The sequence below is a fragment of the Comamonas sp. wu1-DMT genome (assembly GCF_040187805.1).
Classification (GTDB): domain Bacteria; phylum Pseudomonadota; class Gammaproteobacteria; order Burkholderiales; family Burkholderiaceae_C; genus Comamonas; species Comamonas thiooxydans.
On record NZ_JBANEM010000004.1, the window covers coordinates 132,763 to 155,975 of the forward strand.

General features: G+C 62.5%; 19 protein-coding genes and 2 pseudogenes. 15 read left to right on the plus strand and 6 right to left on the minus strand.

Annotated elements, in window-relative coordinates:
- The first annotated feature begins 146 nt into the window (after window positions 1–146).
- The 3 genes from dinB to V8Z78_RS08325 all read left to right on the plus strand — a co-directional run bounded on the left by dinB (window position 147) and on the right by V8Z78_RS08325 (window position 5,493).
- The gene (dinB, locus tag V8Z78_RS08315; RefSeq protein ID WP_349731260.1) at window positions 147–1,364 is read left to right on the plus strand and encodes a DNA polymerase IV; all 1,218 of its coding nucleotides are present in this window, start codon (window positions 147–149) and stop codon (window positions 1,362–1,364) included.
- 137 nt (window positions 1,365–1,501) lie between these two features.
- Window positions 1,502–3,058, plus strand: a complete 1,557-nt coding sequence (locus V8Z78_RS08320) for a methyl-accepting chemotaxis protein (RefSeq protein ID WP_280040127.1) — start codon at window positions 1,502–1,504, stop codon at window positions 3,056–3,058.
- 74 nt (window positions 3,059–3,132) lie between these two features.
- On the plus strand, window positions 3,133–5,493 hold the full coding sequence (locus V8Z78_RS08325; RefSeq protein WP_349731227.1) for a hypothetical protein: 2,361 nt from the start codon (window positions 3,133–3,135) through the stop codon (window positions 5,491–5,493).
- A 96-nt stretch (window positions 5,494–5,589) separates the two neighbouring features.
- Here the strand turns inward: V8Z78_RS08325 and queF are convergent, their stop codons facing one another.
- From queF to V8Z78_RS08345, 4 genes and pseudogenes are all read right to left on the minus strand, one after another.
- A complete protein-coding gene (gene queF, locus V8Z78_RS08330) occupies window positions 5,590–6,435 on the minus strand; it encodes an NADPH-dependent 7-cyano-7-deazaguanine reductase QueF (RefSeq protein WP_349731228.1) in 846 nt (281 codons plus the stop codon).
- A 77-nt stretch (window positions 6,436–6,512) separates the two neighbouring features.
- Entirely contained in the window at window positions 6,513–7,412 is a 900-nt protein-coding gene (locus tag V8Z78_RS08335; RefSeq protein ID WP_003067722.1) for a 2OG-Fe(II) oxygenase, read from the minus strand.
- Between the two features lie 45 nt (window positions 7,413–7,457).
- Window positions 7,458–8,258: a peroxide stress protein YaaA gene (gene yaaA, locus V8Z78_RS08340; protein WP_003067720.1), complete on the minus strand. Its 801-nt coding sequence runs from the start codon at window positions 8,256–8,258 to the stop codon at window positions 7,458–7,460.
- A gap of 107 nt (window positions 8,259–8,365) precedes the next feature.
- Window positions 8,366–11,339: pseudogene (locus V8Z78_RS08345) on the minus strand (Rne/Rng family ribonuclease).
- Window positions 11,340–11,924: 585 nt separating this feature from the next.
- On the opposite strand from V8Z78_RS08345, the gene V8Z78_RS08350 reads away from it, so the two are divergent.
- From V8Z78_RS08350 to V8Z78_RS08365, 4 genes are read left to right on the plus strand one after another with little or no spacing between them, the layout of a single operon-like run.
- Window positions 11,925–12,929, plus strand: a complete 1,005-nt coding sequence (locus tag V8Z78_RS08350; protein ID WP_050788990.1) for an RluA family pseudouridine synthase — start codon at window positions 11,925–11,927, stop codon at window positions 12,927–12,929.
- Between the two features lie 8 nt (window positions 12,930–12,937).
- Window positions 12,938–13,621: an HAD family hydrolase gene (locus V8Z78_RS08355; protein ID WP_034408589.1), complete on the plus strand. Its 684-nt coding sequence runs from the start codon at window positions 12,938–12,940 to the stop codon at window positions 13,619–13,621.
- An 8-nt stretch (window positions 13,622–13,629) separates the two neighbouring features.
- Entirely contained in the window at window positions 13,630–13,995 is a 366-nt protein-coding gene (locus V8Z78_RS08360; protein WP_046461204.1) for a Rieske (2Fe-2S) protein, read from the plus strand.
- 1 nt (window position 13,996) lies between these two features.
- Window positions 13,997–15,043: a S49 family peptidase gene (locus V8Z78_RS08365; RefSeq protein WP_003067704.1), complete on the plus strand. Its 1,047-nt coding sequence runs from the start codon at window positions 13,997–13,999 to the stop codon at window positions 15,041–15,043.
- A gap of 99 nt (window positions 15,044–15,142) precedes the next feature.
- Here the strand turns inward: V8Z78_RS08365 and V8Z78_RS08370 are convergent, their stop codons facing one another.
- Entirely contained in the window at window positions 15,143–15,931 is a 789-nt protein-coding gene (locus tag V8Z78_RS08370; protein ID WP_057091631.1) for an SAM-dependent methyltransferase, read from the minus strand.
- Window positions 15,928–16,536 (minus strand): Maf family nucleotide pyrophosphatase, encoded by a 609-nt coding sequence (locus V8Z78_RS08375; RefSeq protein WP_280030957.1) that lies wholly within the window; start codon window positions 16,534–16,536, stop codon window positions 15,928–15,930. The genes V8Z78_RS08370 and V8Z78_RS08375 overlap by 4 nt, the downstream gene beginning before the upstream one ends.
- A 25-nt stretch (window positions 16,537–16,561) precedes the next feature.
- Here V8Z78_RS08375 and V8Z78_RS08380 point away from each other — a divergent pair, with 25 nt between their 5' ends.
- The 8 genes and pseudogenes from V8Z78_RS08380 (at window position 16,562) to fabF (ending at window position 23,188) form a co-directional block, all read left to right on the plus strand.
- Window positions 16,562–17,116, plus strand: coding sequence for a YceD family protein (locus tag V8Z78_RS08380; protein WP_003064170.1), 555 nt, complete (start codon window positions 16,562–16,564; stop codon window positions 17,114–17,116).
- 242 nt (window positions 17,117–17,358) lie between these two features.
- Complete coding sequence (rpmF, locus tag V8Z78_RS08385) at window positions 17,359–17,541, plus strand: 50S ribosomal protein L32 (RefSeq protein WP_003058062.1); 183 nt, start codon at window positions 17,359–17,361, stop codon at window positions 17,539–17,541.
- Window positions 17,542–17,738: 197 nt separating this feature from the next.
- Window positions 17,739–18,779 (plus strand): phosphate acyltransferase PlsX, encoded by a 1,041-nt coding sequence (plsX, locus tag V8Z78_RS08390; protein WP_034361823.1) that lies wholly within the window; start codon window positions 17,739–17,741, stop codon window positions 18,777–18,779.
- A gap of 8 nt (window positions 18,780–18,787) precedes the next feature.
- On the plus strand, window positions 18,788–19,768 hold the full coding sequence (locus tag V8Z78_RS08395; RefSeq protein ID WP_003064176.1) for a beta-ketoacyl-ACP synthase III: 981 nt from the start codon (window positions 18,788–18,790) through the stop codon (window positions 19,766–19,768).
- A gap of 51 nt (window positions 19,769–19,819) precedes the next feature.
- On the plus strand, window positions 19,820–20,764 hold the full coding sequence (fabD, locus tag V8Z78_RS08400; protein WP_034353350.1) for an ACP S-malonyltransferase: 945 nt from the start codon (window positions 19,820–19,822) through the stop codon (window positions 20,762–20,764).
- Entirely contained in the window at window positions 20,761–21,504 is a 744-nt protein-coding gene (gene fabG / locus V8Z78_RS08405) for a 3-oxoacyl-ACP reductase FabG (protein ID WP_046461207.1), read from the plus strand. Before fabD ends, fabG begins: the two co-directional genes overlap by 4 nt.
- Before the next feature lie 159 nt (window positions 21,505–21,663).
- Window positions 21,664–21,904, plus strand: a pseudogene (gene acpP, locus V8Z78_RS08410) (acyl carrier protein).
- 36 nt (window positions 21,905–21,940) lie between these two features.
- Window positions 21,941–23,188: a beta-ketoacyl-ACP synthase II gene (gene fabF / locus V8Z78_RS08415; RefSeq protein ID WP_003057981.1), complete on the plus strand. Its 1,248-nt coding sequence runs from the start codon at window positions 21,941–21,943 to the stop codon at window positions 23,186–23,188.
- Window positions 23,189–23,213 lie beyond the last annotated feature (25 nt).

A 23,213-nucleotide genomic window follows, 5' to 3' on the forward strand; every position in this document is an offset into this window, starting at 1 on the left:
GGGCTGGCGCTGCTTGCCGTTTCCCGGTGTCTGTGTGCCTGTTTGACGCATGACTGCCGTCTCTGGCCAGCCCAGGCAAAATCGGTGCTGTGAGCGATCTTCCCACCAGCCCCGAGCCCAGACCCAGGCGCATCGCGCATCTGGACATGGATGCGTTCTACGCCTCCGTGGAGCTGCTGCGCTACCCGCAGCTCAAGGGGCTGCCGGTGGTGATCGGTGGTGGGAGGCGCAGCTTTGACGAAGAGCTACTGGCGCGGCATGCGGGGCGGCCGCTGTCCGAGATCCCGGTGGCGGACTTTCCGCTGCTGCGCGATTACACGGGGCGCGGCGTGATCACCACGGCCACCTATCCGGCACGGCAGTTCGGCGTGGGCTCGGCCATGGGCATGATGAAGGCCGCCAGGCTGTGCCCGCAGGCGATTCTTCTGCCCGTGGACTTTGCCGAGTACAGGCGCTTTTCCCAGGCCTTCAAAGAGATCATCGTGTCGATTGCTCCGCTGATGGAGAACCGCGGCGTGGACGAGGTCTACATCGACTTCACCGACGTGCCCGGCGGCCAGCGCGAAGGCGGACGCGTGCTGGCCCGGCTGATCCAGAAATCCATCTTCGATGCCACGGGCCTGACCTGCTCGGTCGGTGTGGCTCCCAACAAGCTGCTGGCCAAGATGGCCAGCGAGTTCAACAAGCCCAACGGTATCTCCATCGTCCAGCCCGAAGATCTGCAAAGCCGGATCTGGCCGCTGGCCTGCCGCAAGGTCAACGGCATAGGGCCCAAGGCCGATGCCAAGCTCAAGAGCCTGGGCATAGAAACCATTGGTCACCTGGCCGCGCAAAGCCTGCCGCAGCTGCTGCACTGGTTTGGCAAAAGCTATGGCCATTGGCTGCACGAGTCTGCCTGGGGGCGGGACGAACGCGCCGTGGTAACCGAGAGCGAGCCGGTTTCCATGAGTCGCGAGACCACCTTCGAGCGCGATCTGCATGCCGTGCGCGACAAGGCCGAACTGGGTGCGATCTTCACGGACCTGTGCGAGCGTCTGGCCGAGGATCTGCAGCGCAAGGGCTATGTGGGGCGCACCGTGGGCATCAAGCTGCGCTATGACGATTTCAGGATCGCCACGCGGGACCAGACTTTGAACCTGCCGATACAGAATGCGGCAGCCATCCGCCTGGCCGCAGGCCAATGCCTCAAGCGCGTGCCGCTTGGCAAGCGCATCAGGCTGCTGGGGGTCAAGGTCTCGGGCCTGATTGCCGAGCAGCTCTGGCAGGCAAGTGCCGGCGATCCTGCGGCTCGCGAGCTGCTGCTCAGACCTCATGGTTTGACCTCGGTCAAGCATTCGGATCCCTATACCGCATCTCTGTTCTGAGCCTGGGGGCTCGGGAATCATCACTGTGCGATGATCCAAGTGTGAATTTGTGTATCTGGTTAACCAGCTGTCGACGGGATGCCTGATCGCTCACTCTCGAACAAAAACTAAACAGGCTTATTGGAGGAGTGCAAAGCATGCGCCTGAACCTGCCGGTATCTCAACAAAACTACGACTTTCCAGGTGACGAGCTGCTGGTCTCCAGCACCAACACCAAGGGCGAGATCACCCATTGCAATCCCGCCTTCGTGCGCGTCAGCGGCTATGGCTACGAAGAGCTGATCGGCCAGCCGCACAATCTGATTCGCCACCCCGACATGCCGGCCGCTGCCTTCAAGGATATGTGGCGCACCATTGCCCATGGCTATCCCTGGACGGCACTGGTCAAGAACCGCCGCAAGAACGGCGACCACTACTGGGTGCGCGCCAATGTCACGCCCATCATGGAAGGCGGCAAGCCAAGCGGCTATCTGTCGGTGCGTACCAAACCTTCGGCCAGGGAAGTGGCCGAAGCCGAAGCGCTGTACGCGCGCATGCGCAACGAGGAAAAGCAGGCCCAGGCCAGCTTCCGCCTGCGTGCGGGCGCGGTGCGCCGACTGGGGCTGATGGGCTGGTGGGACGGTCGCAAGGATGTGGGCCTGGTGGCGCGCATGGCCTGGCTGCTGGCCATCATGGCCTTGATCGCCATGCTGCCCGATATGCTGGGTTGGCAGGGTGCAGCGGCCTGGGGCTGGCGTGCTGCAAGCCTGGTGGCAGGCGGCGCATTCGTGCTGTGGCGCTTTCAACGGCGCTGCGTGGCGGGACTGGAGGAAGCCAGCCGCTTTGCGGCCGATGTGGCAGCCTGTAATCTGAGCACCGAATGCAGCCAGAGCTACAGCGGTGCCGTGGGGGCGCTGATGCTGAGGCTGCAGCAGATTCAGATCAATCTGCGCGCCGTGGTGGGCGATGTGCGTACCGAGGTGCAGGGCTTTGCCCAGACCGCCCATGAAATCGCCCAGAGCAGTTTCGATCTGGCAGGGCGTACCGAGTCACAGGCCACCAGCCTGCAGCAGACTGCGGCCTCGATGGAGGAAATTTCGGGCACCGTGTCGCAGACGGCCGATACGGCACAGTTCATGGCCGGTGCCAGCGACGAGAGCAGCAAGGTGGCCAGCCGCAGCGGCGCGGCCATCAGCGAAGTGGGACTGGCCATGGAGCATATCCGCGGCTCCTCCACCCGCATGAGCGAGATCATTGGCGTGATCGAGAGCATTGCCTTCCAGACCAATCTGCTGGCGCTGAACGCGGCCGTGGAAGCGGCGCGGGCCGGCGAGCAGGGTCGCGGCTTTGCCGTGGTGGCGGGCGAGGTGCGGGCACTGGCCCAGCGCAGCGCCGAAGCGGCCAAGGAGATCAGCGTGCTCATCAACCGCACGGTCGACGGCATCAATGACGGCAACGCGCGCATGCGTGCCGCGGGTCAGACCATAGACGGCATGGTGCAGGCCGTGGACAAGGTCGGCTCCCTGGTGCACCAGATCAGCATTGCCACGCGTGAGCAGTCGATAGGGATCTCCCAGGTCAACGAGGCCGTGGCCCAGCTCGACTCCGTGACCCAGCAGAATGCGGCCCTGGTGGAGCAGTCGACCAGTGCTGCGCAATCGCTGCGCCAGAGTGCCAAGACGCTGGAGCGTTCGGTGGACGTGTTCCATCTCTAGGCTTTTGTGGTCTTGCTCTGAAAAGGCAGCCTTGGAGCTGCCTTTTTCACATCGGCTTTCGGTAGGATTGCGCCATGAGTGTTGTGCTGATCCTGATCGCCATTGCGGCGCTGGCCCTGTGTTTGCTGATCTGGCTGATATCGCGTTTGCGCGCTGACGCCAGACCCGCGTCGTCTGCAACTGCCCAGCAGGAGGCCGAGCCGTCCGTGGCCCAGGCCGGAACGGCGTCGGAGGTTGCGGCGCAGACACTCTCCGATCAAGAGCTTGCGGCGCAGGCGGATACGGCGTCAGAGGCCAGCAGGGATGTGAATTTTCGCCCCCAGGGCGAGCGCGGCATGGGCGGTCCCATCTATGGCGATGTGCTGTGTGCGGACGGCGTCTACCTGCCCCATGTCTGGGAGATGGACATGCACACCTCCTATGACGGGCGCTGGCTGCGCACGGGCTTTTATGACAGCGAGGCCGCCCATCTGGTCGATCGCAAATCACGTCGCAGCTGGGTGATCAGCAAGCCGGAAGGCGAGCTGCTGGATGCCATCCACTGGCGCATGCCGCGCTGGAGTGGCGAGAGCATCAACGAAAGCGGCATTGCCGACGATGCGCATGTGATCATGTCTGATGCCAGCTTCGAGGCCTGGCTGGGCGAGCATATGGCTGCGCAGCCGCAGCCCCTGCTGCAGGTGGTGGATCTCTGGGTGCCGGCCGACTGCCTGCCTGCCGAAGTCGCCCGGCCCATGCCGACTCTGCCACAACCGGCTCAGCCCACCTCAGTGCCGCCGGTGGCGCTGCAGCGCCACTGGCCGGCTTCGCTGCGCAAGCTGCGCTATCCCATGGCTCCGCTGCAGAATCCGCACTGGCAGCTGATGCTGGGTGAGGCCGCCCAGCCCTGGGTGCTGGACGAGAGCCACAGCATGGTCTGGCGTGCCGATGCCCGGGCCTTTGCGCTCTATGCCTACCCCACCCAGGGCGATGCCAGCCAGGCCAGCCTGCGGCTGGCCGTCTGGACCATGGAGCGAGGCTGGCAGCAATGGCCGGAGTTGATGCCCGAGGATCGCAAGCCCTGGGCCCTGGCCCTGCCGGATCTTGAGCCGCCGAGCGAGCCGCAAGCGCCAGCGGTTTTGCCGCTGAGCTGGCTCAATGAACTGCTGCTGCAGAAAGTGCAGCTAGATACGCCCGAGACCGAGCGCCTGCACGATGGCACCAGCATCAGTTGCGCCATGAGCGAGGTGGATGTCTGCGCTGCCCATCAGCGCGATGGCCTGCCCATCCTCAAACCCTCGCTTCCCTTGTGTTTCGACTGGCTGCGTGATCCGGCGCAGCCCGCGCTGTGGCGCGCGCAGAGCGAGCCGCTCAAGGGGCAGCGCTTGATCTGGACCCTGTCCAAGCCTGCCAGGGAGGAGCTGGGCGAAACGGCGGCCTACAACCTGCAATGGGGCGAACGCCATCTGCCCGGCACCTGGGCGCTGGAACACGTGATCGTGCAGGGACGCTGGGCGATTCTCATGCCGCATGGGCGTGCACCGATGCGCGGTGGCAGCGGCAGCCTGCAGGTCTGGGACGGGGAGCGCCTGCAAAGCGTGGACCTGCCCTGGCCCGTGGTGCGGCTGGCCGCTGTGCCTTCGGTCAAGGGCGGCATGGCTGCCCGCCTGCGCGTGCTGGCGCTGACGGCCAGCTTGGCGGACAAGGACTGGGAACCCTCCACCGCATCCTGGCGCTGGCCTCTGCAGTCCGTATCGGCCAGCCATCTGGCAAGACCCGACTGGCGCCCGCTCTACTCAGAGCGCGAACTGGCGCCCGATGCGCAAGGGCGCTGGCAGTTGCTGCCGCGCTGGCGCGAGGTGAGACAGATTCAACACCCCTGTTCCGACGGCGACTATGTCTGGCGTGACGATGTGCGCGGAGACACCGTCTGGTGGTGGGGCGGCGTGAACGAGCGCGTCAACCACTATTGGCAGCATGATGAACCTCGCAAGGATGGCGTAATCATGACGCGCAGCGGGCTGGCGTTTTGCGGTGTCGGGCCTTGCGCCTGTCCCCATCCCTCGGGCGAAGGCTGGGCCTTGCTGGAGCCCGTGGAGACACGCTATGGCGAGCTGGGTCAATGGCAGTTGCACTGGCTCAACCCCGTGGAAAAGGAAGTACGCACGCTGACACTCAAGGCGCGCATGCCGGTGCTGCAGGGCTGGGATGCCCAGGGCCTGCATTGGCAGGATCTGCCCTTGCCTGACGAAGTGGCGCTGCAGGGCGAGGCCAGCGCGGTTCACAAGCCCCAGTCGGAGCCCGCAGCGGCGCGTCAGCTCGTGGTAGCGCAGACCTGGCAGCGTGCTGCCGTCGAGCCCCTGCGCCAGGGCATGAACGGGCTGTGGCTGCGCATTCAGGATCTGCGTTATGCCGAGGCTTTGCTGGGACAGGATGACTGCCCATGGAAGAGTTGATTCCCTTGAGCCACTCTGCGGCTTCCCCCTGGGGGGACGGCAGCTTTGCTGCGGGGCGGCCCTTGCTTGCTGCCCCTGATTGAGTCGGTGCTGGTGTTACTGGCGTGCCGTACGCACGTTGGCGGGCAGGGCACCCGGGTGGCTGGTGCGGAAGGGGTTGATGTCCAGGCCGCCGCGGCGTGTGTAGCGGGCGTAGACGGCCAGCTTGATGGGTTTGCAGCGGGTCCAGATGTCCATGAAGATGCGTTCCACGCATTGCTCATGGAATTCGTTGTGATTGCGAAAGCTCACCAGGTACTGCAGCAGACCTTCCTGCTCGATCTGCGCACCGCTGTATTGAATCTGCACGCTGCCCCAGTCGGGCTGGCCGGTGACCAGGCAGTTGCTCTTGAGCAGGTTGCTGACCAGGGTTTCGCTGACGGGGGCTTCGTCGTGGTTGGCGCGCAGCAGCTCGGGAGCCGGCGTGTACCGGGTGCACTCCACATCGAGGCGGTCCAGCAGCAGGCCGTCCAGCTCATGCACTTGCTGGGCATCGAACTGCTCTGCCTGCAGCAGCCGCACGCCCACGCTGCCCTGGGCCTCGCTGCCGCGCCAGGTGGCTTCGGACAGATCGGTGCGCAGGCGCGCCAGCACCTCGCTGGCGTCGGCAAAGCGGGTGTTGTTGAAGCTGTTCAGATACAGCTTGAAGGACTTGCTCTCGATCAGATTGGGCGTCTCGCAGGGGATGGTGAAATGCGCCAGCGCCACCTGGGGCTTGCCGCGCAGATTGAGCCAGGAAACTTCGAATGAAGTCCACAGATCGGCACCAAAGAACGGTGGGTTGATGGCGGCGCCGATTTCCTCGCGCTTGGACAGGCGTGGCAGGGGGAAGAGCAGGGACGCGTCGTACTGGTCCACATAGGCCGAGCTTTTGCCCAGCTGCGATTGTTCAGGGGTGTGCATGATTCAAAAACAAAATGGCCAGCAGTAAAAAAGATAGCTGCTGGCGCTTTGTAAGTAAGGGTTGGAGCCTGTTTTTTTTACTTGAACTCTCGTTCGCGCAGCCACTTGGTGGCAATCCATTTTTCGCCTTCCAGCACGGGAGCGCCGCCGTGCAGGGTCTTGGTGGCCGGGTCGGGCCGGTTATAGCTGAAGAATACGGCATTGCCACGGCGCGGAACGACCTGCAGCCCTACATCGGGAAAGGTGGTTGCGCCGCCGCGCGCGGGCTCGTTGAGATACATGACCAGGGTTCCCACACGCTGGCCGCCACGCTTGAGTATGGTCGGCGTGCCGGGCTCGTTGGGTGCGAAGTAATCGTAATGCGGCTTGTATTCGGCGCCAGGCCGGTAGTGCAGCACCTGCATGCCCTCGCCGTTTTCCAGCGGCCAGTTCAGCAGGCGTGCGATGCGCTGCTCGACAAGGCTGATGAGCTCGTTCTCGCCGCGCTGAAAGAACATGCCATTGCTGGTGCGGTCATCGTTGACAGCCTCGCCGCCGCTCTGGTTGTCCACGGTCAGCGAGCGCCGCATGCGCGGGCGGGCAGCTGCGATGATGGCATCGCACTCCTCGTCGGAGAGTAGATTGCCGAACACCACCACGCGCGGGTGGCGCACGCTCATCAGCACATGGACATCGCGATCGCCGGCATGGACGCAGCAGGGATCGGTCAGCAGATCAGGCTCGGGAACCCCTGACTCATGGACCTGCACTGCCACTTCGGTTTCGGGCCGGGCTGCTGCGAAAGGCAGGGGCAGTTCACCCTCTTCGGGCAGAGCCAGCGCGCGGCGCGCCAGATGCTCGGCCCAGCCAGCCTTGCGCATGGACTGCAGCAGCGATGGCAGCGATACGCCGGAGGCGCTTTGCGCGCGCACCCATTGCATCAGCTCGGGTGTCAGGCCGGGAGGTGTGACGAACTCGTCTTGGGTGGAGGTGCTCATGTCGACAATGCTAGTGTGCACTGATGCCGATTTCAATGCGCAGCGTCAGTCTTGCAGCTTGCGGCGGAACACCAGCTTGCCGGGCGTGCTGGCCTGCTCGGCCAGCGCATAGCCTTCCAGGTCGAACTTGCGCAGGTCGGCCACCTTCCTGGCCTTGTGCTGTACGGCCCAGCGCACCATCAGTCCGCGTGCGCGCTTGGCATGGAAACTGATGATCTTGTACTTGCCGCCCTTGAAGTCCTCGAAAACGCATTCGACCACGGGGGCCTTGAGCGCCTTGAGATCCACTGCCTTGAAGTATTCCTGAGACGCCAGGTTGACGACAATGCGCTCGGCCTGGGCGTCGCCGTGCTCGGCTTGCGCAGCACTGCGTTCGTTCAGGTAGTCGGCAATCTGGGTTCCCCAGAACTGATAGAGGTTGCTGCCCTTGGCGTTTTCCAGCCGGGTGCCCATCTCCAGGCGGTAGGGCTGCAGCAGATCCAGCGGGCGCAGCACGCCGTAGAGGCCGCTAAGGATCACGACATGCTCCTGGGCCCAGTCCAGCTCCCTGGGCTTGAGGCTGGCGGCATTCAGGCCTTCATAGACATCGCCATTGAAGGCCAGCACGGCCTGGCGCGAGTTCCTGGTGGTGAACTTGGCACTGAACGCTTCGTAGCGGCCCACATTGAGTACGGCCAGCTTGTCGCTGATGCTCATGAGCTCGGAAATCTGCTGGGGCGATTTCTCGCGCAGCACTTCGATCAGTTCCAGGGGCTGCTTTTTGAAAACCGGCAGCGTGTGCGGCAACTCGGCGGAAACAGGGCTTTCATAGTCCAGCGATTTGGCCGGAGAGATCAGAAACAACATGGCTTGACGTTCACTCAATCAAAGAAAGGGCGCATGAAAAAGGGCCAAGGCCCCATCCACCGAAGTGGACAGTCCCCTTGGCCCTGTGATGCCGGAAGGCAGTCTGCTTAGGCGTTGACGCCTGCAGCCTGTTCTTCCTTCTCGAACGGCAGCTGCATCAGGCTCAGATCCTTGCGGGTCTCGACCAGAATCAGCGGGCCTTCGTCGAGCACCACCACCGGTGGGCGCTCGCGCGGAATGCGCACGGGCTTGGGCTCGGCGGCAATCGCAGCCTGGACGGCGGCGATCTTTTCGGCATCGGAGTTGATCCATTCCAGACCCGATGCGGCTGCCAGGGCCTGCAGCTCGGCAATCGGCAGCGCATAGCTCTGTGCCTTCGTTGCGACTGCCGGAGCAGGAGCCTCGGTTTCAGCCACAGGCTCCACGGCGGCAGCCTGAGGCTCTGCGGTAGCAGCAGGTTCTGCTTGCACGGGCTGAGAGAGTTCTGCCACAGGGGCGACCGATGCCACCACGGCTTCTGCAGCCACGGGTGCCTGCACTTCTGCAGCAACAGGCGCTTGCTCTGCCTGAGCCTGAGGCGCAACAGCATCAAAGTAGCTGCGGCGTGCCGGCTGCTCGCCAGCGTCTGCGGCAGGCACTTCGACCGGGGCCTGGGCTTCGGCAGCCTGCTCTGCAGCCTGGCCTTCTGCCTGGGCATCGCGCGGTGCACGGTCGCGGCGGTCACGGCCGTAGCGGTCACGCGAACGGCGCTGACGGGGCTCGCGTGCGGGATCGCCTTGCGCTCCATCCTGTGCCTGCGCATCCGCAGCGTCGACCTGGGCGGTGTTCAGCACCGTTTCGTCGGCCACGGCCTGCATGGCGGGCTGGGCATCGGCGTTGCGATTCTGACGCTCGCGGCGGCCTTCACCGCGTTCACCGCGCTCATTGCGTTCTGTACGCTCACCGCGTTCCTGGCGGTTGCGCTCGGGCTTGGGAGCTGCGTTGAACTCTTCGCCGTTCAGAGCAGCTTCTGCCACCTGGGGCTGGCGCTCGTCGCGACGCTCGTTGCGTTCGCCGCCGCGGCGGTTGCCGCGCTCGGGACGGTCCTGACGCTGTTGCTGTTCGGGACGCTCGTTGCGTTGCTGCTCGTCACGACCCTGGGCATTGCGGCGGTTGTTGCGGTCGCCGCGTTCGCTGCCATTGCGCTCCGCGCTGTTGCGGTCGCTGCGCTCATTGCGGTCACCGCCACGGCGGTTGCGGTCGCCGCCACGGCCTTCGCTTCGGCGGCCGTCGCGGCTGCCTTCACGGGCGGCAGGAGCGGGAGCCTCGGCCACGGGAGCGGGCGCTGCCACGGGAGCCGGTGCGCCAAAGCCGAACAGATTCTTGAGCCAGGCAAAGAAGCCTTGCTCGCGCACCACGGGGCGGGCAGCAGCGGGAGCGGGCGTCGCAGCGGCAGCGCGAGGCTGGCGCGGTGGGCGAGGCTCGGCAATCGGCGCGGGAGCATCGGGCAGCACTCCCTTGATGACGGGAGTCTGCTTGTTGGTGGGCTCCTGCGAGCGGCGTGTGACCGTGGTCACCTCTTCGGGCTCGTCGGCCAGCTTGTAGCTGGCTTCCATGGATTCCAGGCGCGAGTCGTCGTGCTTGAGGCGCTCGAGTTTGTAGTGCGGCGTGTCCATGGACTTGTTGGGCACCATGATCACGTTGACGCGCTGCTTGAGCTCGATCTTGGTGATTTCGCTGCGCTTCTCGTTGAGCAGGAAGGAGGCCACTTCCACGGGCACCTGGCAGTGCACGGCGGCCGTGTTGTCCTTCATGGACTCTTCCTGGATGATGCGCAGAATCTGCAGCGCCGAGCTTTCCGTGTCACGGATGTGGCCGGAGCCGCCGCAGCGTGGGCAGTTGATGTGGGCGCCCTCGGACAAGGCGGGTTTGAGGCGCTGGCGGCTCATTTCCATCAGGCCGAACTTGCTGATGGTGCCGAACTGCACGCGGGCGCGGTCCTGGCGCAGGGCATCGCGCAGGCGGTTTTCCACTTCGCGGCGGTTCTTGGCCTCTTCCATGTCGATGAAGTCGATCACGATCAGGCCGCCCAGGTCGCGCAGGCGCATCTGGCGCGCCACTTCGTCGGCTGCCTCGAGGTTGGTGCGGGTCGCGGTTTCCTCGATATCGCCGCCCTTGATGGCGCGGGCCGAGTTCACGTCCACGGAGACCAGGGCTTCGGTATGGTCGATCACGATGGCGCCGCCCGAGGGCAGGGTCACGGTGCGCGAATAGGCGGACTCGATCTGGTGCTCGATCTGGAAGCGCGAGAACAGGGGGGGCGTCGTCGCGGTAGCGCTTGACGCGGGCAGCGTGCTCGGGCATCACATGTGCCATGAACTGCTGGGCCTGTTCGTAGATGTCATCGGTGTCGATCAGGATGTCGCCGATGTCATTGTTGAAATAGTCGCGGATGGCGCGGATCACCAGGCTGGATTCCTGATAGATCAGGAAGGCGCCCTTGGAGGCCTTGGCGGCGCCGTCGATGGCGCTCCACAGCTTGAGCAGATAGTTCAGGTCCCACTGCAGCTCGGGGGCCGAACGGCCGATGCCGGCAGTGCGTGCAATGATGGACATGCCCTTGGGGTACTCGAGCTGGTCCATGGCCTCCTTGAGCTCGGCGCGGTCCTCGCCCTCGATGCGGCGCGAAACGCCACCGCCACGGGGGTTGTTGGGCATCAGCACGACATAGCGACCGGCCAGCGAGATGAAGGTGGTCAGGGCTGCACCCTTGTTGCCGCGCTCCTCCTTTTCGACCTGGACGATCAGCTCCTGACCTTCGCGGATCACGTCGTTGATGCGGGCCTGGCTGGGCGAGACGCCTTCGGCAAAGTATTGCTTGGAGATTTCCTTGAAGGGCAGGAAGCCGTGACGGTCTTCGCCGTAGTCCACAAAGCAGGCTTCGAGAGATGGCTCGACGCGGGTCACGACGGCCTTGTAGATATTGCCCTTGCGTTGTTCGCGACCTTCGATCTCGATCTCGTAGTCCAGCAGCTTCTGGCCGTCCACAATGGCCAGGCGGCGTTCTTCGGACTGCGTCGCGTTAATCAGCATCCGTTTCATGATGCGTTTCCTTTATTCGTTTTATGAGGCACGTTGGTCACAGACCAACGCACCTTTGACTGGTAATCAAAGACAGGCTCAACAGGAGCCGTGATGCCAGACGAACGAGTTGAAACGGATGAGGAATCTGGGGCGGTACAGGACGGCGCTACTGGCCTGATCTCAAGTCAGTAGCGGAGGTACAGGCCGGGGGACGAGCGGGAGAGGACGCGCATGCAGACGGGGTACAAAAGAAGCCGACGCGCGTGCTAGGGAGGTGGGTGGTTTCTTTGAGACATGGCTCGTCCCGGGGGCCGGCCGTGCCTTGCCCCAGAGGTTGATCAGCAATGTCCAAAAGATCCACATGCTCGTTGAGAGAACCGACAGTTGCAGGCTGCTTTTGCCTGGACAACTGCACGGTATGAGATTCCGTATCAGTGTTTCAATTCGTCAGCCTTTGCCAGGCTCTCACAGGCTGCTGCAGCTCATCTTGACTGCAATTTGCGTGTGCAAAACTGGCGGGCATCGACCTGCCTGTGCGGTGGGAAATGATTGTTTGGACTAAACTCCATGCGAATCAATCACTTACAACTAAGCTCGGCACAGGTGAAACACATTATAGAGGGCAAACCGGCACAGGACCGGTCCCAGAATACGGCCGCGGCCTCAGTACGGCTGATCGAGGTCGATGAAGACTCCGCCGGACAGCGACTCGACAACTTTCTCATGCGCCACCTCAAAGGGGTGCCCAAGACCCATGTCTACCGCATCATCCGCAGCGGCGAGGTGCGCATCAACAAGGGGCGCGTGAGCGCCGAGACCCGGGTTCAGCCCGGCGACGTGGTGCGCCTTCCCCCGGTCCGGATTTCCGAAAAAGTCAGCGAAAAAGCAGAACGCCCAGCGCCGGCTAAGGACTTTCCCGCCCTGTTGGATGACGAACACATGCTTGCATTGTCCAAGCCTGCCGGCGTGGCCGTACATGGAGGCTCGGGCGTGAGCTTTGGCGTCATCGAGCAACTGCGCCAGGCGCGTCCTGATGCCAAGTTCCTCGAGTTGGTGCACCGGCTGGATCGCGAAACCTCGGGCATTTTGCTGGTGGCCAAGAAGCGTTCCGCGCTCATCAATCTGCAGGACCAGTTTCGCGAGCGCGAGACCGGCAAGACCTATCTGGCACTGGTGCAGGGGGCCTGGCCGGCCAACAAGAAGGTCATCGATCTGCCGCTGCACAAGTATCTGCAGGCCGACGGCGAGCGCCGCGTGCGCGTGACCACGGCCGATGACCCGGATGGAATGCGTTCCATCACCCTGGTCAAGGTCAGAAAGCTGATAGAGCCGCGTCCCCTGCAGGGACTGCCTGCGATGAGTCTTCTGGAGGTGACCATCAAGACAGGTCGTACCCACCAGATTCGCGTGCATCTGTCATCGCAGGGGCATCCCATCGTGGGCGACGACAAATATGGTGATTTTGATCTCAACCGTCGTGTGCAAAAGCAGGGCCTCAAACGCATGTTTCTGCACGCCTGGCGGCTACAGTTCAATCATCCCGCCAGCGGCGAGCGTGTCGAGCTGCGTGCCGAGCTGCCGCCGGAGCTGGCGGATTTTGTGAACTGACAGGCTTCATGACTACTGAAAACCATAGCGCCCGGCGACCACGCCGCTTCGATCTGATTGCATTCGACTGGGATGGCACGGTGGCGGACTCCACCGCCATCATCAGTCGCAGCATCCAGGAGGCGGTGCGTGATGTGGGCGGCACTGTGCCCAGCGACGAGCAGGCTGCCTATGTGATCGGCATGGCGTTGATGCCGGCCCTGGCCCGCGCGGCACCTGATGTGCCGCCCGAAAAATATCCTGAGTTGGCCAATCGCTATCGCTTTCACTTCTTCAAGCATCAGGACGATATCTGCGTGTTTGACGGCATACTGCCGCTGCTTGCCGAGCTGCGCGAGCGCGGCCACTGGCTGAGCGTGGCCACGGGCAAGAGCCGCATGGGGCTCAACCATGCGCTGCAGGATCCGCAGCTCAAGGGATTGTTCGACGGTTCGCGCACGGCCGACGAGACCGCCGGCAAGCCCAGTCCGCTGATGCTGCACGAGCTGATGGCCGAATTCGGTGTGGAACCCGAGCGAACGCTGATGATTGGCGACACCACGCACGACTTGCAGATGGCGCAGAACGCCGGCTGTGCCTGTGTGGGGGTTTCCTATGGTGCCCATGCGCCCGACGGCTTCGCCCAGTTCAATCCGCTGTTCGTGGCCGATTCGGCGATGCAGCTGCGGGCCTGGCTGCTGGCCAACGCGTGAATCCAGATATGACAGATGCCGTGGAGCTGTGTGCCAGTGCGGATCTGGTCGACGGCGGCCGGGCGATGAGCTTTGATGTGCTGTATGCCGGTCAGAGCAGCCGCGCGTTTGCGATTCGCTACCAGGGGCAGGTTCATGCCTATCTGAATCGCTGCAGCCATATCCCCATGGAAATGGACTACCAGGAAGGTCAGTTTTTTGACGATTCCGGTCGCTGGCTGTTGTGTTCTACCCACGGAGCTGCCTACGAACCTGACAGCGGCGCCTGTGCAGGCGGTCCTTGCCGCGGTGGGTTGGTAAAAATCGCCTTGAGCGAAAGCGGCGGCTTGGTGCGCTGGCATACTGGGCCACAACTGAAACCTCTGAAGTTTTGAGATGAGTACTCCTGACAACCATGATTCCCAGTCGCATGTGACGCCGGGCGCGGACCTCTGGTCCAAGGCGTCTGCTGCGTCCGCTGAGGCGCCCGCCGCTGCGGCCAAGGCCTCCGGGAACGGGGGCTGGGAGCGCGATGTGCTGGAAAAGCTGGTGTTCGCCTCCATCAAGGAGCAGCGGGCGGCAAGGCGCTGGCGCTTTTTCAGCCGTCTGCTGTGGTCCGTGGTGGTGCTGCTGGTGATGTGGGCGGTGTTCTTCAAGGATACGGCCACCAAGACCAGCACCTCGCCCCATACCGCGGTGGTGGAGATCAAGGGCGAGATCGCCTCGGGAGCGGACGCCAGTGCCGAATTCGTGGTGGCTGCCATGCGCAGCGCCTTTGAAGATTCGGGCTCGCGCGCTGTGGTGCTGCTGATTAACTCGCCCGGCGGCAGCCCCGTGCAGGCCGGCATCATCAACGACGAGATGACGCGTCTCAAGGCCAAGTACAACAAGCCTCTGTATGCGGTGGTCGAGGAATCCTGCGCCTCGGCGGCCTACTACATTGCGGCGGCGGCCGATGAGATCTTCGTCGACAAGGCCAGCATCGTGGGTAGCATCGGCGTGCTCATGGACGGCTTTGGCTTTACGGGCGTGATGGACAAGGTCGGCGTGGAGCGCCGCCTGCTGACGGCCGGTGAGAACAAGGGCTTTCTCGATCCGTTCAGCCCCATGTCGGCGCAGCAAAAGGAATTTGCGCTGCAGATGCTGGAGCAGATTCACCAGCAGTTCATCGGCGTGGTCAAGGCTGGTCGTGGCGACCGCCTGCATGAGACCCCCGAAATGTTCAGCGGACTGTTCTGGACTGGTCAGCAGGCCGTGGAGCTGGGCCTGGCCGACAAGCTGGGCAGCCTCGACTATGTGGCGCGTGAGGTGGTCAAGGCCGAGGAAGTCATAGACTACACCCGCCGCGACAACGTGGCCGAGCGCCTGGCCAAGCGCTTTGGCGCCGCCATCGGCGAGGGCTCGGTCAAAGCCATGCGTGGCCTGGTGCCCAGCATTCGCTGATAAGGCATTAAAAAGCCGCTAACCCTTTGTCAGATAAGCGCCGGTAGCTATCAAAAAAGCCTGCGGCCAATGCCGCAGGCTTTTTTTGATTTCAGGCGCTCAGCGGCCTATGGCGAACACCACCGGTGTTCGGTTGTCGGGCGGGGTATTGCGCTGGCGCCATTCGCGCACCAGATGGCTTTCGATGCGTGCTGTCTCCAGCGTCAATCCGCTGGCCAGGGCCAGTCTGGTATTGGGTTGCAAGGTTTGCAGCAATGCCTGCCAGAGGGAGGCATTGCGGTAAGGCGTCTCGATGAACTGCTGGGTCTGGCCTTGGCGCAGGGCCAGGCTCTCCAGCTCCTTGATGCGGGCCGTGCGTTCGGAGCCATCCTGAGGCACATAGCCGACAAAGGCGAAGTTCTGGCCGTTGAGGCCGCTGGCCGCCAGGCCCAGCAGCAGCGACACCGGTCCCGTCAGCGGCACGACGCGAATGCCCAGATCATGGGCGGCACGCACGATGGAGCTGCCGGGGTCGGCCACGGCGGGCATGCCCGCCTCGCTGATCAAACCCATGTCCTGTCCGGCCAGGGCCGCTGCCAGCAGGGGCTTGGGGTCGAAGACGGCCGCGCCCTTGTTGCCATGGTCGCCTTTTTTGTGGGCTTCGCGGGGCAACTCGACAATGTTCTGGGCCTGCAACGGAGCAGCCAGCGGGAACAAGGCGTCGATGCGCTTGAGATAGGCGCGTGCGGTCTTGGCGTTTTCGCTGATCCAGTGAGTCAGAGAGGCGGCGCGGCGCAGCGTGCCCTCGGGCAGTACCTCGGTCAATGCAGTCTGGCTTTCGCAGCCGAAATCAAGTGGAGCGGGTACCAGATAAAGGGTGCCTGATTTGCTTTTCGGTGTTTCGCTCATGGCAGAACCACTCCTGCGGCGCGCAGCAACTGGCAGGTGCGGATCAGCGGCAGGCCTATCAGTGCCGTGGGGTCGTCGCTGACGATGGCATCCAGCAGGGCGATGCCCAGGCCTTCGCTCTTGGCCGAGCCTGCGCAGTCATAGGGTTGCTCGGCGCGCAGATAGCGCTCGATCTCGACATCGCTCAGTTCACGAAAGCGCACTTGCACCGTGACCACGCTGGATTCCGTGAAGCCGGTTTCGGCACAGCTCACGCAGACGCCGGTGTGGAAATTCATCTGGCGGCCGCTCATCTGGCGCAACTGTTCGGTGGCGCGCTCGTGGGTGCCGGGCTTGGACAGAGGCTGGCCATCGAGCTCGGGCACCTGGTCGGAGCCGATCACGATGGCGCCGGGGTGCAACCGGGCCACGGCCTGTGCCTTGGCTATGGCCAGACGCAGACTCAGATCGTGGGGTGTTTCGCCGCCGAGCGGGGTTTCATCCACTTCAGGAGACACCGTCTCGAACGGCAGTTGCAGGCGGCTGAGCAGCTCACGGCGGTAGCGCGAGGTGGAGCCAAGAATCAATGGACGCTCAAGTCGTCCGGCAATCAATAAGTCGGGCATTGCGGGATTCTCTTACACTGGCTGCATGAGCAAGGATTTTTCTGCGACCCGGCTGGATGTGCGTGCTTTCGCGCAGGCTGAAGGTCATTTGCATGGTCAGGCACCATTGTCGGACTTCAAGCGTCTGGCGGCTGATGCGTTGGCGATTACCGGCGAGCAGCCTCTGGTGCGCTGGGAAGCCGAAGGCGAGCTGGTGGAGCAAAAAGGTGGCAGCGGCCATGTGTGGCTGCACCTGAGTGCCGAGGTGGCTTTGCCGCTGACCTGCCAGCGCTGCCTGACCGAGGCCGATATTCCCCTTTACGTGGATCGGTCATTTCGCTTCGTTCCGGACGAAGCGACGGCAGAACTGGAAGATGACGATAGCGATGAGGATGTGCTGGCATTGAGCAGCGAGTTCAATCTGCTGGAGTTGATTGAGGACGAGTTGCTGATGGAAGTGCCTGTAGTGCCTCGCCATGAGGTCTGCCCGGTACCCGTCAAGCTGGAGGTCAGCGATGACGCCTTCGAGCAGGCCAACGAGCAAAAGGAAAACCCTTTTGCCGTGCTGCAATCTCTCAATGTAGGCAAGTCTGCCGACTGATCCATCCCATGGCACGGTGGGGATTTGATTTTGCCTGGGCCGCGAAAAGCGTTTGCGCTATAATCGTGAGCTTCGCGCGAAACCCCCTCGTGTCTTTAATGGGCTGATCGCGTTTTTTTTAGGACTTGCACGGACAAGGGCGCACTCTCACTCTCGGTGGGGGCGTCGAAAGGCAGAGTTTTTTGCCCGGTCTTGCTGTGTGAGTCGTGTTACCAACCCTTTCAAGATACACAGGAGCCATCATGGCTGTTCAGCAAAACAAGAAGTCTCCCTCCAAGCGCGGCATGCACCGTTCGCACAACGCACTGAATGTGCCTGGCATCGCTGTCGAAGCCACTACCGGCGAGACACACCTGCGCCACCACATCAGCCCCAACGGCGTGTACCGTGGCCGTCAAGTGCTGAAGAACAAGTCCGAAGCCTAAGCGACGACTGCATTCGCAAAGCCTGTTGCTACATTTTTTGTAGCAACAGGCTTTTGTTTTTATGGGAGATATTTGCAAAGCCTGTCATGACGGGCGTGGCTGCAAAATCTCAATGCTGGTTTTGCAAATAGCTTCTGTTGTGGTCCTCGGATCCTTCAATTCATCATCCCAAGCCTAATTGGATTTGTCAGTCGCCCATGATTAATTTGGCTGTTGACTGCATGGGGGGCGATCATGGCCCCCGCGTCACGCTGGCCGCGTGCCGTCAGTTTCTGAATTCACACCCCGATGCGCATCTGCTGTTGGTCGGCAAGGCCGAGGAGTTGGCCGGCTTCAAGCATGAGCGCGTGACCCTTGTTCCCGCCACGGAAGTGGTGAGCATGGATGACCCCGTTGAAATAGCCCTGCGCAAGAAAAAGGACTCGTCGATGCGCGTGGCCGTGCAGCAGGTCAAGAATGGTGCGGCTCAGGCTGCAGTGTCGGCGGGCAATACCGGGGCGCTGATGGCAATCTCGCGCTATCTGCTCAAGACTCTGGAGGGCATCGATCGTCCCGCGATTGCCTTTGGTTTGCCCAACGCCAAGGGCAGTGACACCACCATGCTGGATCTGGGGGCCAATGTGGACTGCACGGCAGAACATCTGCTGCAGTTTGCGGTCATGGGCTCGGCCCTGGTGTCTGCGCTCAAGAATACGGAGGCGCCCAGTGTCGGCCTGCTCAATATCGGTGAAGAGCTGATCAAGGGCAGCGAAGTCATCAAGCGTGCCGGCGAGCTGCTGCGCACTGCAGGCGATGCGGGCAACCTCAATTTCTACGGAAATGTGGAAGGCAACGACACCTTCAAGGGTGTGGTGGACATTGTCGTGTGTGATGGTTTCGTTGGTAACGTTGCACTCAAGACCACCGAGGGGGTTGCCTCGATGATCTCGGGGATTCTCAAGGAAGAGTTCAAGCGCAACATCTTCACCAAGATTGCCGCCATCATTGCCTATCCGGTGCTATCTGCGCTTATGAAGCGTGTTGATCATCGTCGTTACAACGGTGCTGCCTTGCTGGGTCTGCGCGGGCTGGTCTTCAAAAGCCATGGCTCGGCTGATGCAATGGCATTCGAGCATGCTTTGAACCGCGCGTATGATGCGGCACGCAACAACCTGCTTGACCGTGTCCGCAGCCGTATTGCTGCTGCCGCACCTTTGCTGCTGGCAGCGCAGACGGAATCTGGAACTTCGGCGCCCTGATAGAAGACATGAGACGCTACGCACGCATCATTGGCACCGGCAGTTACCTGCCGCCCCGCCGCCTGACCAATAACGACCTCGCAGCCGAGCTGGCTCAGCGCGGCCTGGAAACCTCGGACGAGTGGATCGTCGAACGCACCGGCATTCGTGCCCGCCACTTCGCCGAGCCCGATGTGACCAGCAGCGACCTGGCTCTTGAGGCCAGCCGCAAGGCCATCGAGGCCGCAGGCATCGAGGCTTCGGACATCGATCTGATCATTGTCGCCACGTCCACTCCGGACATGGTGTTTCCCTCGACGGCCGCCATCCTGCAGCACAAGCTGGGCATCAGCAATGGCTGCCCGGCCTTCGATGTGCAGGCCGTGTGCAGCGGTTTCGTCTATGCCCTGACGGTGGCCGATTCCATGATCCAGACCGGCGCTGCCAAGCGCGTGCTGGTGGTGGGCTCCGAAGTCTTCAGCCGTATCCTGGATTTCAACGACCGCACGACCTGCGTGCTGTTCGGTGATGGCGCAGGCGCCGTGGTGCTGGAGGCTTCCGACGAGCCTGGCATTCTGGCTACCGAGCTGCATGCCGATGGCAGCCATGTGGGCATTCTCTGCGTACCGGGCAATGTCTCCGGCGGCAATGTGCTGGGCGATCCCTTGCTCAAGATGGACGGTCAGGCTGTCTTCAAGCTGGCAGTGAGCGTGCTGGACAAGGCGGCTCGCTCCGCGCTGGAAAAAGCGGGTCTGACGGATGCCGACATCGATTGGCTGATCCCGCACCAGGCCAATATCCGCATCATGCAAAGCACGGCGCGCAAGCTCAAGCTGTCCATGGACAAGGTGGTGGTGACCGTCGATCAGCATGGCAACACCTCGGCGGCTTCGATTCCTCTGGCACTCGATCATGGCGTGCGCAGCGGACAGGTCAAAAAAGGCCAGACCGTGCTGCTCGAAGGGGTGGGCGGTGGCTTCACCTGGGGTGCGGTGCTCCTCAAGATGTAGCTGTAGACGCAATATAAATAAGCGTTTCAGGCAATTTTTATACTAAGAAATATGAAGAAATTCGCATTTGTATTTCCTGGCCAGGGTTCGCAGTCCGTAGGCATGCTGGATGGCTGGGGGGATCATCCCGTCGTGGCTCAGACCGTGGCCGAAGCCTCCGAGGCTCTGGGCGAGGATGTGGGTCTGCTGATCAAGCAAGGCCCCAAGGAAGCTCTGGCGCTGACCACCAATACCCAGCCCGTGATGCTGGTTGCCGGTGTTGCGGCCTGGCGTGTCTGGCAGGCAGAAGGCGGTGCACTGCCGGATGCCGTGGCCGGTCACTCCCTGGGTGAATACTCGGCGCTGGTCGCTTCTGGCGTGCTGACGCTGGCTCAGGCCGCTCCGCTGGTGCGTCTGCGTGCCGCGGCCATGCAGGATGCCGTGCCCGTTGGCACGGGTGGCATGGCGGCCGTGCTGGCCCTGGATGCCGAAAAGGTCAAGGCGGTCTGCGCCGAAGTGACGGCCCAGCTGGGCGGTGCTGAAGTGGTGGAAGCCGTGAACTTCAACGATCCCGGTCAGACCGTGATCGCCGGCAGCAAGCTGGCCGTGGAGAAGGCCTGTGAAGCGGTCAAGGCGGCCGGTGCCAAGCGCGCCCTGCCTCTGCCGGTCTCCGCACCTTTCCACTCCAGCCTGATGAAGCCTGCTGCAGAAAAGCTCAAGGCCGCGCTGGCCGAGCTGACGCTGGCTACTCCTCTGATTCCCGTCATCAACAATATCGACGTCACCGTCCAGACGGACGCTGATGCGATTCGCGATGCCCTGTATCGTCAGGCCTTTGGTCCGGTGCGCTGGGTGGAGTGCGTGCAGGCCATCAAGGCTCGCGGCGTGACCCATATCGTGGAATGTGGACCCGGCAAGGTGCTGGCCGGAATGGTCAAGCGTATTGACGCCGACCTGACGGGTGTTCCCCTGTTTGATACAGCCACCCTGGCTGACGTGAAAGAATTGCTCGCATGACTGATAACCAGACCAAGCCCCAGGTTGCCCTGGTCACCGGTGCCACCCGTGGCATTGGTGCCGCCATCGCGCAGGAGCTGGCCTCCAAGGGCTATCAAGTGATTGGCACGGCCACATCGGATGCTGGTGCTGAAAAGATCAGCCAGGCTCTGTCCGCCTTCGGTGGCCGTGGTGTCACGCTGAACGTGACCGACGGCGCTGCCGTGGATGCCCTGATCGACTCCATCGTCAAGAATGACGGCGGCCTGCATGTGCTGGTCAATAACGCAGGCATTACCCGCGATACCCTGGCGATGCGCATGAAGGATGACGATTGGGATGCCGTCACCGACACCAATCTGAAGGCTGTTTTCCGAGTCAGCCGTGCGGCTATTCGTCCCATGATGAAGCAGCGCTTCGGCCGCATCATCAGCATCACCAGCGTGGTCGGTGCCTCGGGCAATGCAGGTCAGGCCAATTACGCTGCAGCCAAGGCTGGCGTGGCTGGCATGACCCGTGCTCTGGCCAAGGAGCTGGGCAGTCGCGGCATCACCGTGAACTGTGTAGCTCCGGGCTTCATCGCCACAGATATGACGGCAGATCTGCCAGAGGCGCAAAAGGCTGCGCTCAAGGCACAGATCGCCATGGGTGATCTGGGTCAGCCCAGCGACATCGCGCATGCCGTGGCCTATCTGGCTTCTGTCGGTGCTGGCTATGTGACGGGGCAGGAACTGCACGTCAACGGCGGCATGTACATGTAAGAAATTTCGGCAGTTTGCGCGGTGTTTGCCGCACTTGCTGCCAGAAGCTGAACACTTTTGCAAGTTCAGTGGCCGTTTCCTCGCGACGGCCAGCCGCCAAGGGGCTTCTCCCGAAACGGCTAGAATCGCGGGTTCATTCACAACCCCCTGAGGGAAACCATGAGCGATATCGAAGCACGTGTCAAAAAAAATCATTGCCGAACAACTCGGCGTTGAAGAGTCCCAAGTGACCAACGAAAAGGCCTTCGTGGCTGACCTGGGCGCTGACTCCCTGGACACAGTGGAACTGGTGATGGCCCTGGAAGATGAATTCGGCATCGAGATCCCTGACGAAGACGCAGAGAAGATCACGACGGTGCAAAACGCCATCGACTACGCCAATACCCACCAAAAGGCCTAAGGTCTTTTTTCAGCGATCAGTTAAAGGTTTGAACGCATGAGCCGTCGTCGCGTTGTCGTGACCGGTCTGGGCTGCATCTCCCCCGTGGGTAACACGGTGGGCGAAGCCTGGGCCAATCTTTTGGCCGGCCAGTCCGGTATTGACCTCATCACCAAGTTCGATGCGTCGAACTTCTCCTGCAAGATTGCAGGTGAGGTCAAGGGATTTGATGTGGAGAAATACATGAGCGCCAAAGATGCGCGCTCCATGGATACCTTCATTCATTACGGCATCGCGGCTGCGGAGCAAGCCGTTCTGGACGCAGGCCTGCCCACAGGTGAAGCCCTGTCCGAAGACCTGGCCACACGCATTGCCTGCGTGATCGGCTCGGGCATTGGCGGCCTGCCGCTGATCGAGAACACTCACGCAGAACTGGCTGCCCGCGGTCCTCGCCGCATCACGCCGTTCTTCGTGCCTGCTTCCATCATCAATATGGTGGCAGGGCATGTGTCCATGCGATTTGGCTTCAAGGGGCCGAATCTGTCGATAGTGACAGCCTGCACCACAGGCCTGCACTGCATCGGCGAAGCCGGACGCATGATCGAATACGGCGATGCAGACATCGTCGTGGCCGGTGGCACGGAAGCCACTGTTTCGCCTCTGGGTGTGGGCGGCTTTGCTGCCATGCGTGCGCTGTCAACGCGCAACGACGACCCCAAGGCTGCATCGCGCCCCTGGGACAAAGACCGTGACGGCTTTGTGCTCGGCGAAGGTGCCGGTGTGCTGGTGCTCGAAGAGTACGAACACGCCAAGGCCCGCGGCGCCAAGATTTACGCGGAGCTGGCAGGCTTTGGCATGAGTGCCGACGCCGGTCACATGACCGCACCCAATATGGACGGCCCTCGCCGTGCCATGCTCAACGCTTTGCGCAATGCCGGTGTGAACCAGGATCAGGTCAATTACCTGAATGCGCACGGCACCTCCACGCCTCTGGGCGATGCGAATGAATCCAATGCCATCAAGGCGGCCATGGGCGAGTTTGCGAAGAAGAATCTGGTGGTCAGCTCGACCAAGTCCATGACGGGTCACCTGCTGGGTGGTGCTGGTGGTATCGAGAGCGTTTTCACCGTGATGGCGCTGCACGACCAGAAGATTCCTCCGACCATCAATCTGATCAACCAGGATCCCGAGTGCGATCTGGACTATTGCGCCAATACGGCGCGTGACGCCAAGCTGGAAGTTGCCGTGAAGAACAACTTCGGTTTCGGTGGCACCAATGGCACGCTGGTCTTCAAGCGCGTCTAAGTCGCTTCGAGCAGCTTCTGCACAG

Bases quoted from the DNA above. Each gene is read 5' to 3' on its own strand.
- V8Z78_RS08395 (WP_003064176.1), top strand. From the start codon at position 18,788: ATGAGACGCTACGCACGCATCATTGGCACCGGCAGTTACCTGCCGCCC.
- V8Z78_RS08360 (WP_046461204.1), top strand. From the start codon at position 13,630: ATGACAGATGCCGTGGAGCTGTGTGCCAGTGCGGATCTGGTCGACGGC.
- V8Z78_RS08320 (WP_280040127.1), top strand. From the start codon at position 1,502: ATGCGCCTGAACCTGCCGGTATCTCAACAAAACTACGACTTTCCAGGT.
- V8Z78_RS08365 (WP_003067704.1), top strand. From the start codon at position 13,997: ATGAGTACTCCTGACAACCATGATTCCCAGTCGCATGTGACGCCGGGC.
- V8Z78_RS08335 (WP_003067722.1), bottom strand. From the start codon at position 7,412: ATGAGCACCTCCACCCAAGACGAGTTCGTCACACCTCCCGGCCTGACA.
- dinB (WP_349731260.1), top strand. From the start codon at position 147: ATGGATGCGTTCTACGCCTCCGTGGAGCTGCTGCGCTACCCGCAGCTC.
- V8Z78_RS08370 (WP_057091631.1), bottom strand. From the start codon at position 15,931: ATGAGCGAAACACCGAAAAGCAAATCAGGCACCCTTTATCTGGTACCC.
- rpmF (WP_003058062.1), top strand. From the start codon at position 17,359: ATGGCTGTTCAGCAAAACAAGAAGTCTCCCTCCAAGCGCGGCATGCAC.
- fabG (WP_046461207.1), top strand. From the start codon at position 20,761: ATGACTGATAACCAGACCAAGCCCCAGGTTGCCCTGGTCACCGGTGCC.
- V8Z78_RS08325 (WP_349731227.1), top strand. From the start codon at position 3,133: ATGAGTGTTGTGCTGATCCTGATCGCCATTGCGGCGCTGGCCCTGTGT.
- plsX (WP_034361823.1), top strand. From the start codon at position 17,739: ATGATTAATTTGGCTGTTGACTGCATGGGGGGCGATCATGGCCCCCGC.
- yaaA (WP_003067720.1), bottom strand. From the start codon at position 8,258: ATGTTGTTTCTGATCTCTCCGGCCAAATCGCTGGACTATGAAAGCCCT.
- fabD (WP_034353350.1), top strand. From the start codon at position 19,820: ATGAAGAAATTCGCATTTGTATTTCCTGGCCAGGGTTCGCAGTCCGTA.
- V8Z78_RS08375 (WP_280030957.1), bottom strand. From the start codon at position 16,536: ATGCCCGACTTATTGATTGCCGGACGACTTGAGCGTCCATTGATTCTT.
- V8Z78_RS08355 (WP_034408589.1), top strand. From the start codon at position 12,938: ATGACTACTGAAAACCATAGCGCCCGGCGACCACGCCGCTTCGATCTG.
- V8Z78_RS08380 (WP_003064170.1), top strand. From the start codon at position 16,562: ATGAGCAAGGATTTTTCTGCGACCCGGCTGGATGTGCGTGCTTTCGCG.
- fabF (WP_003057981.1), top strand. From the start codon at position 21,941: ATGAGCCGTCGTCGCGTTGTCGTGACCGGTCTGGGCTGCATCTCCCCC.
- queF (WP_349731228.1), bottom strand. From the start codon at position 6,435: ATGCACACCCCTGAACAATCGCAGCTGGGCAAAAGCTCGGCCTATGTG.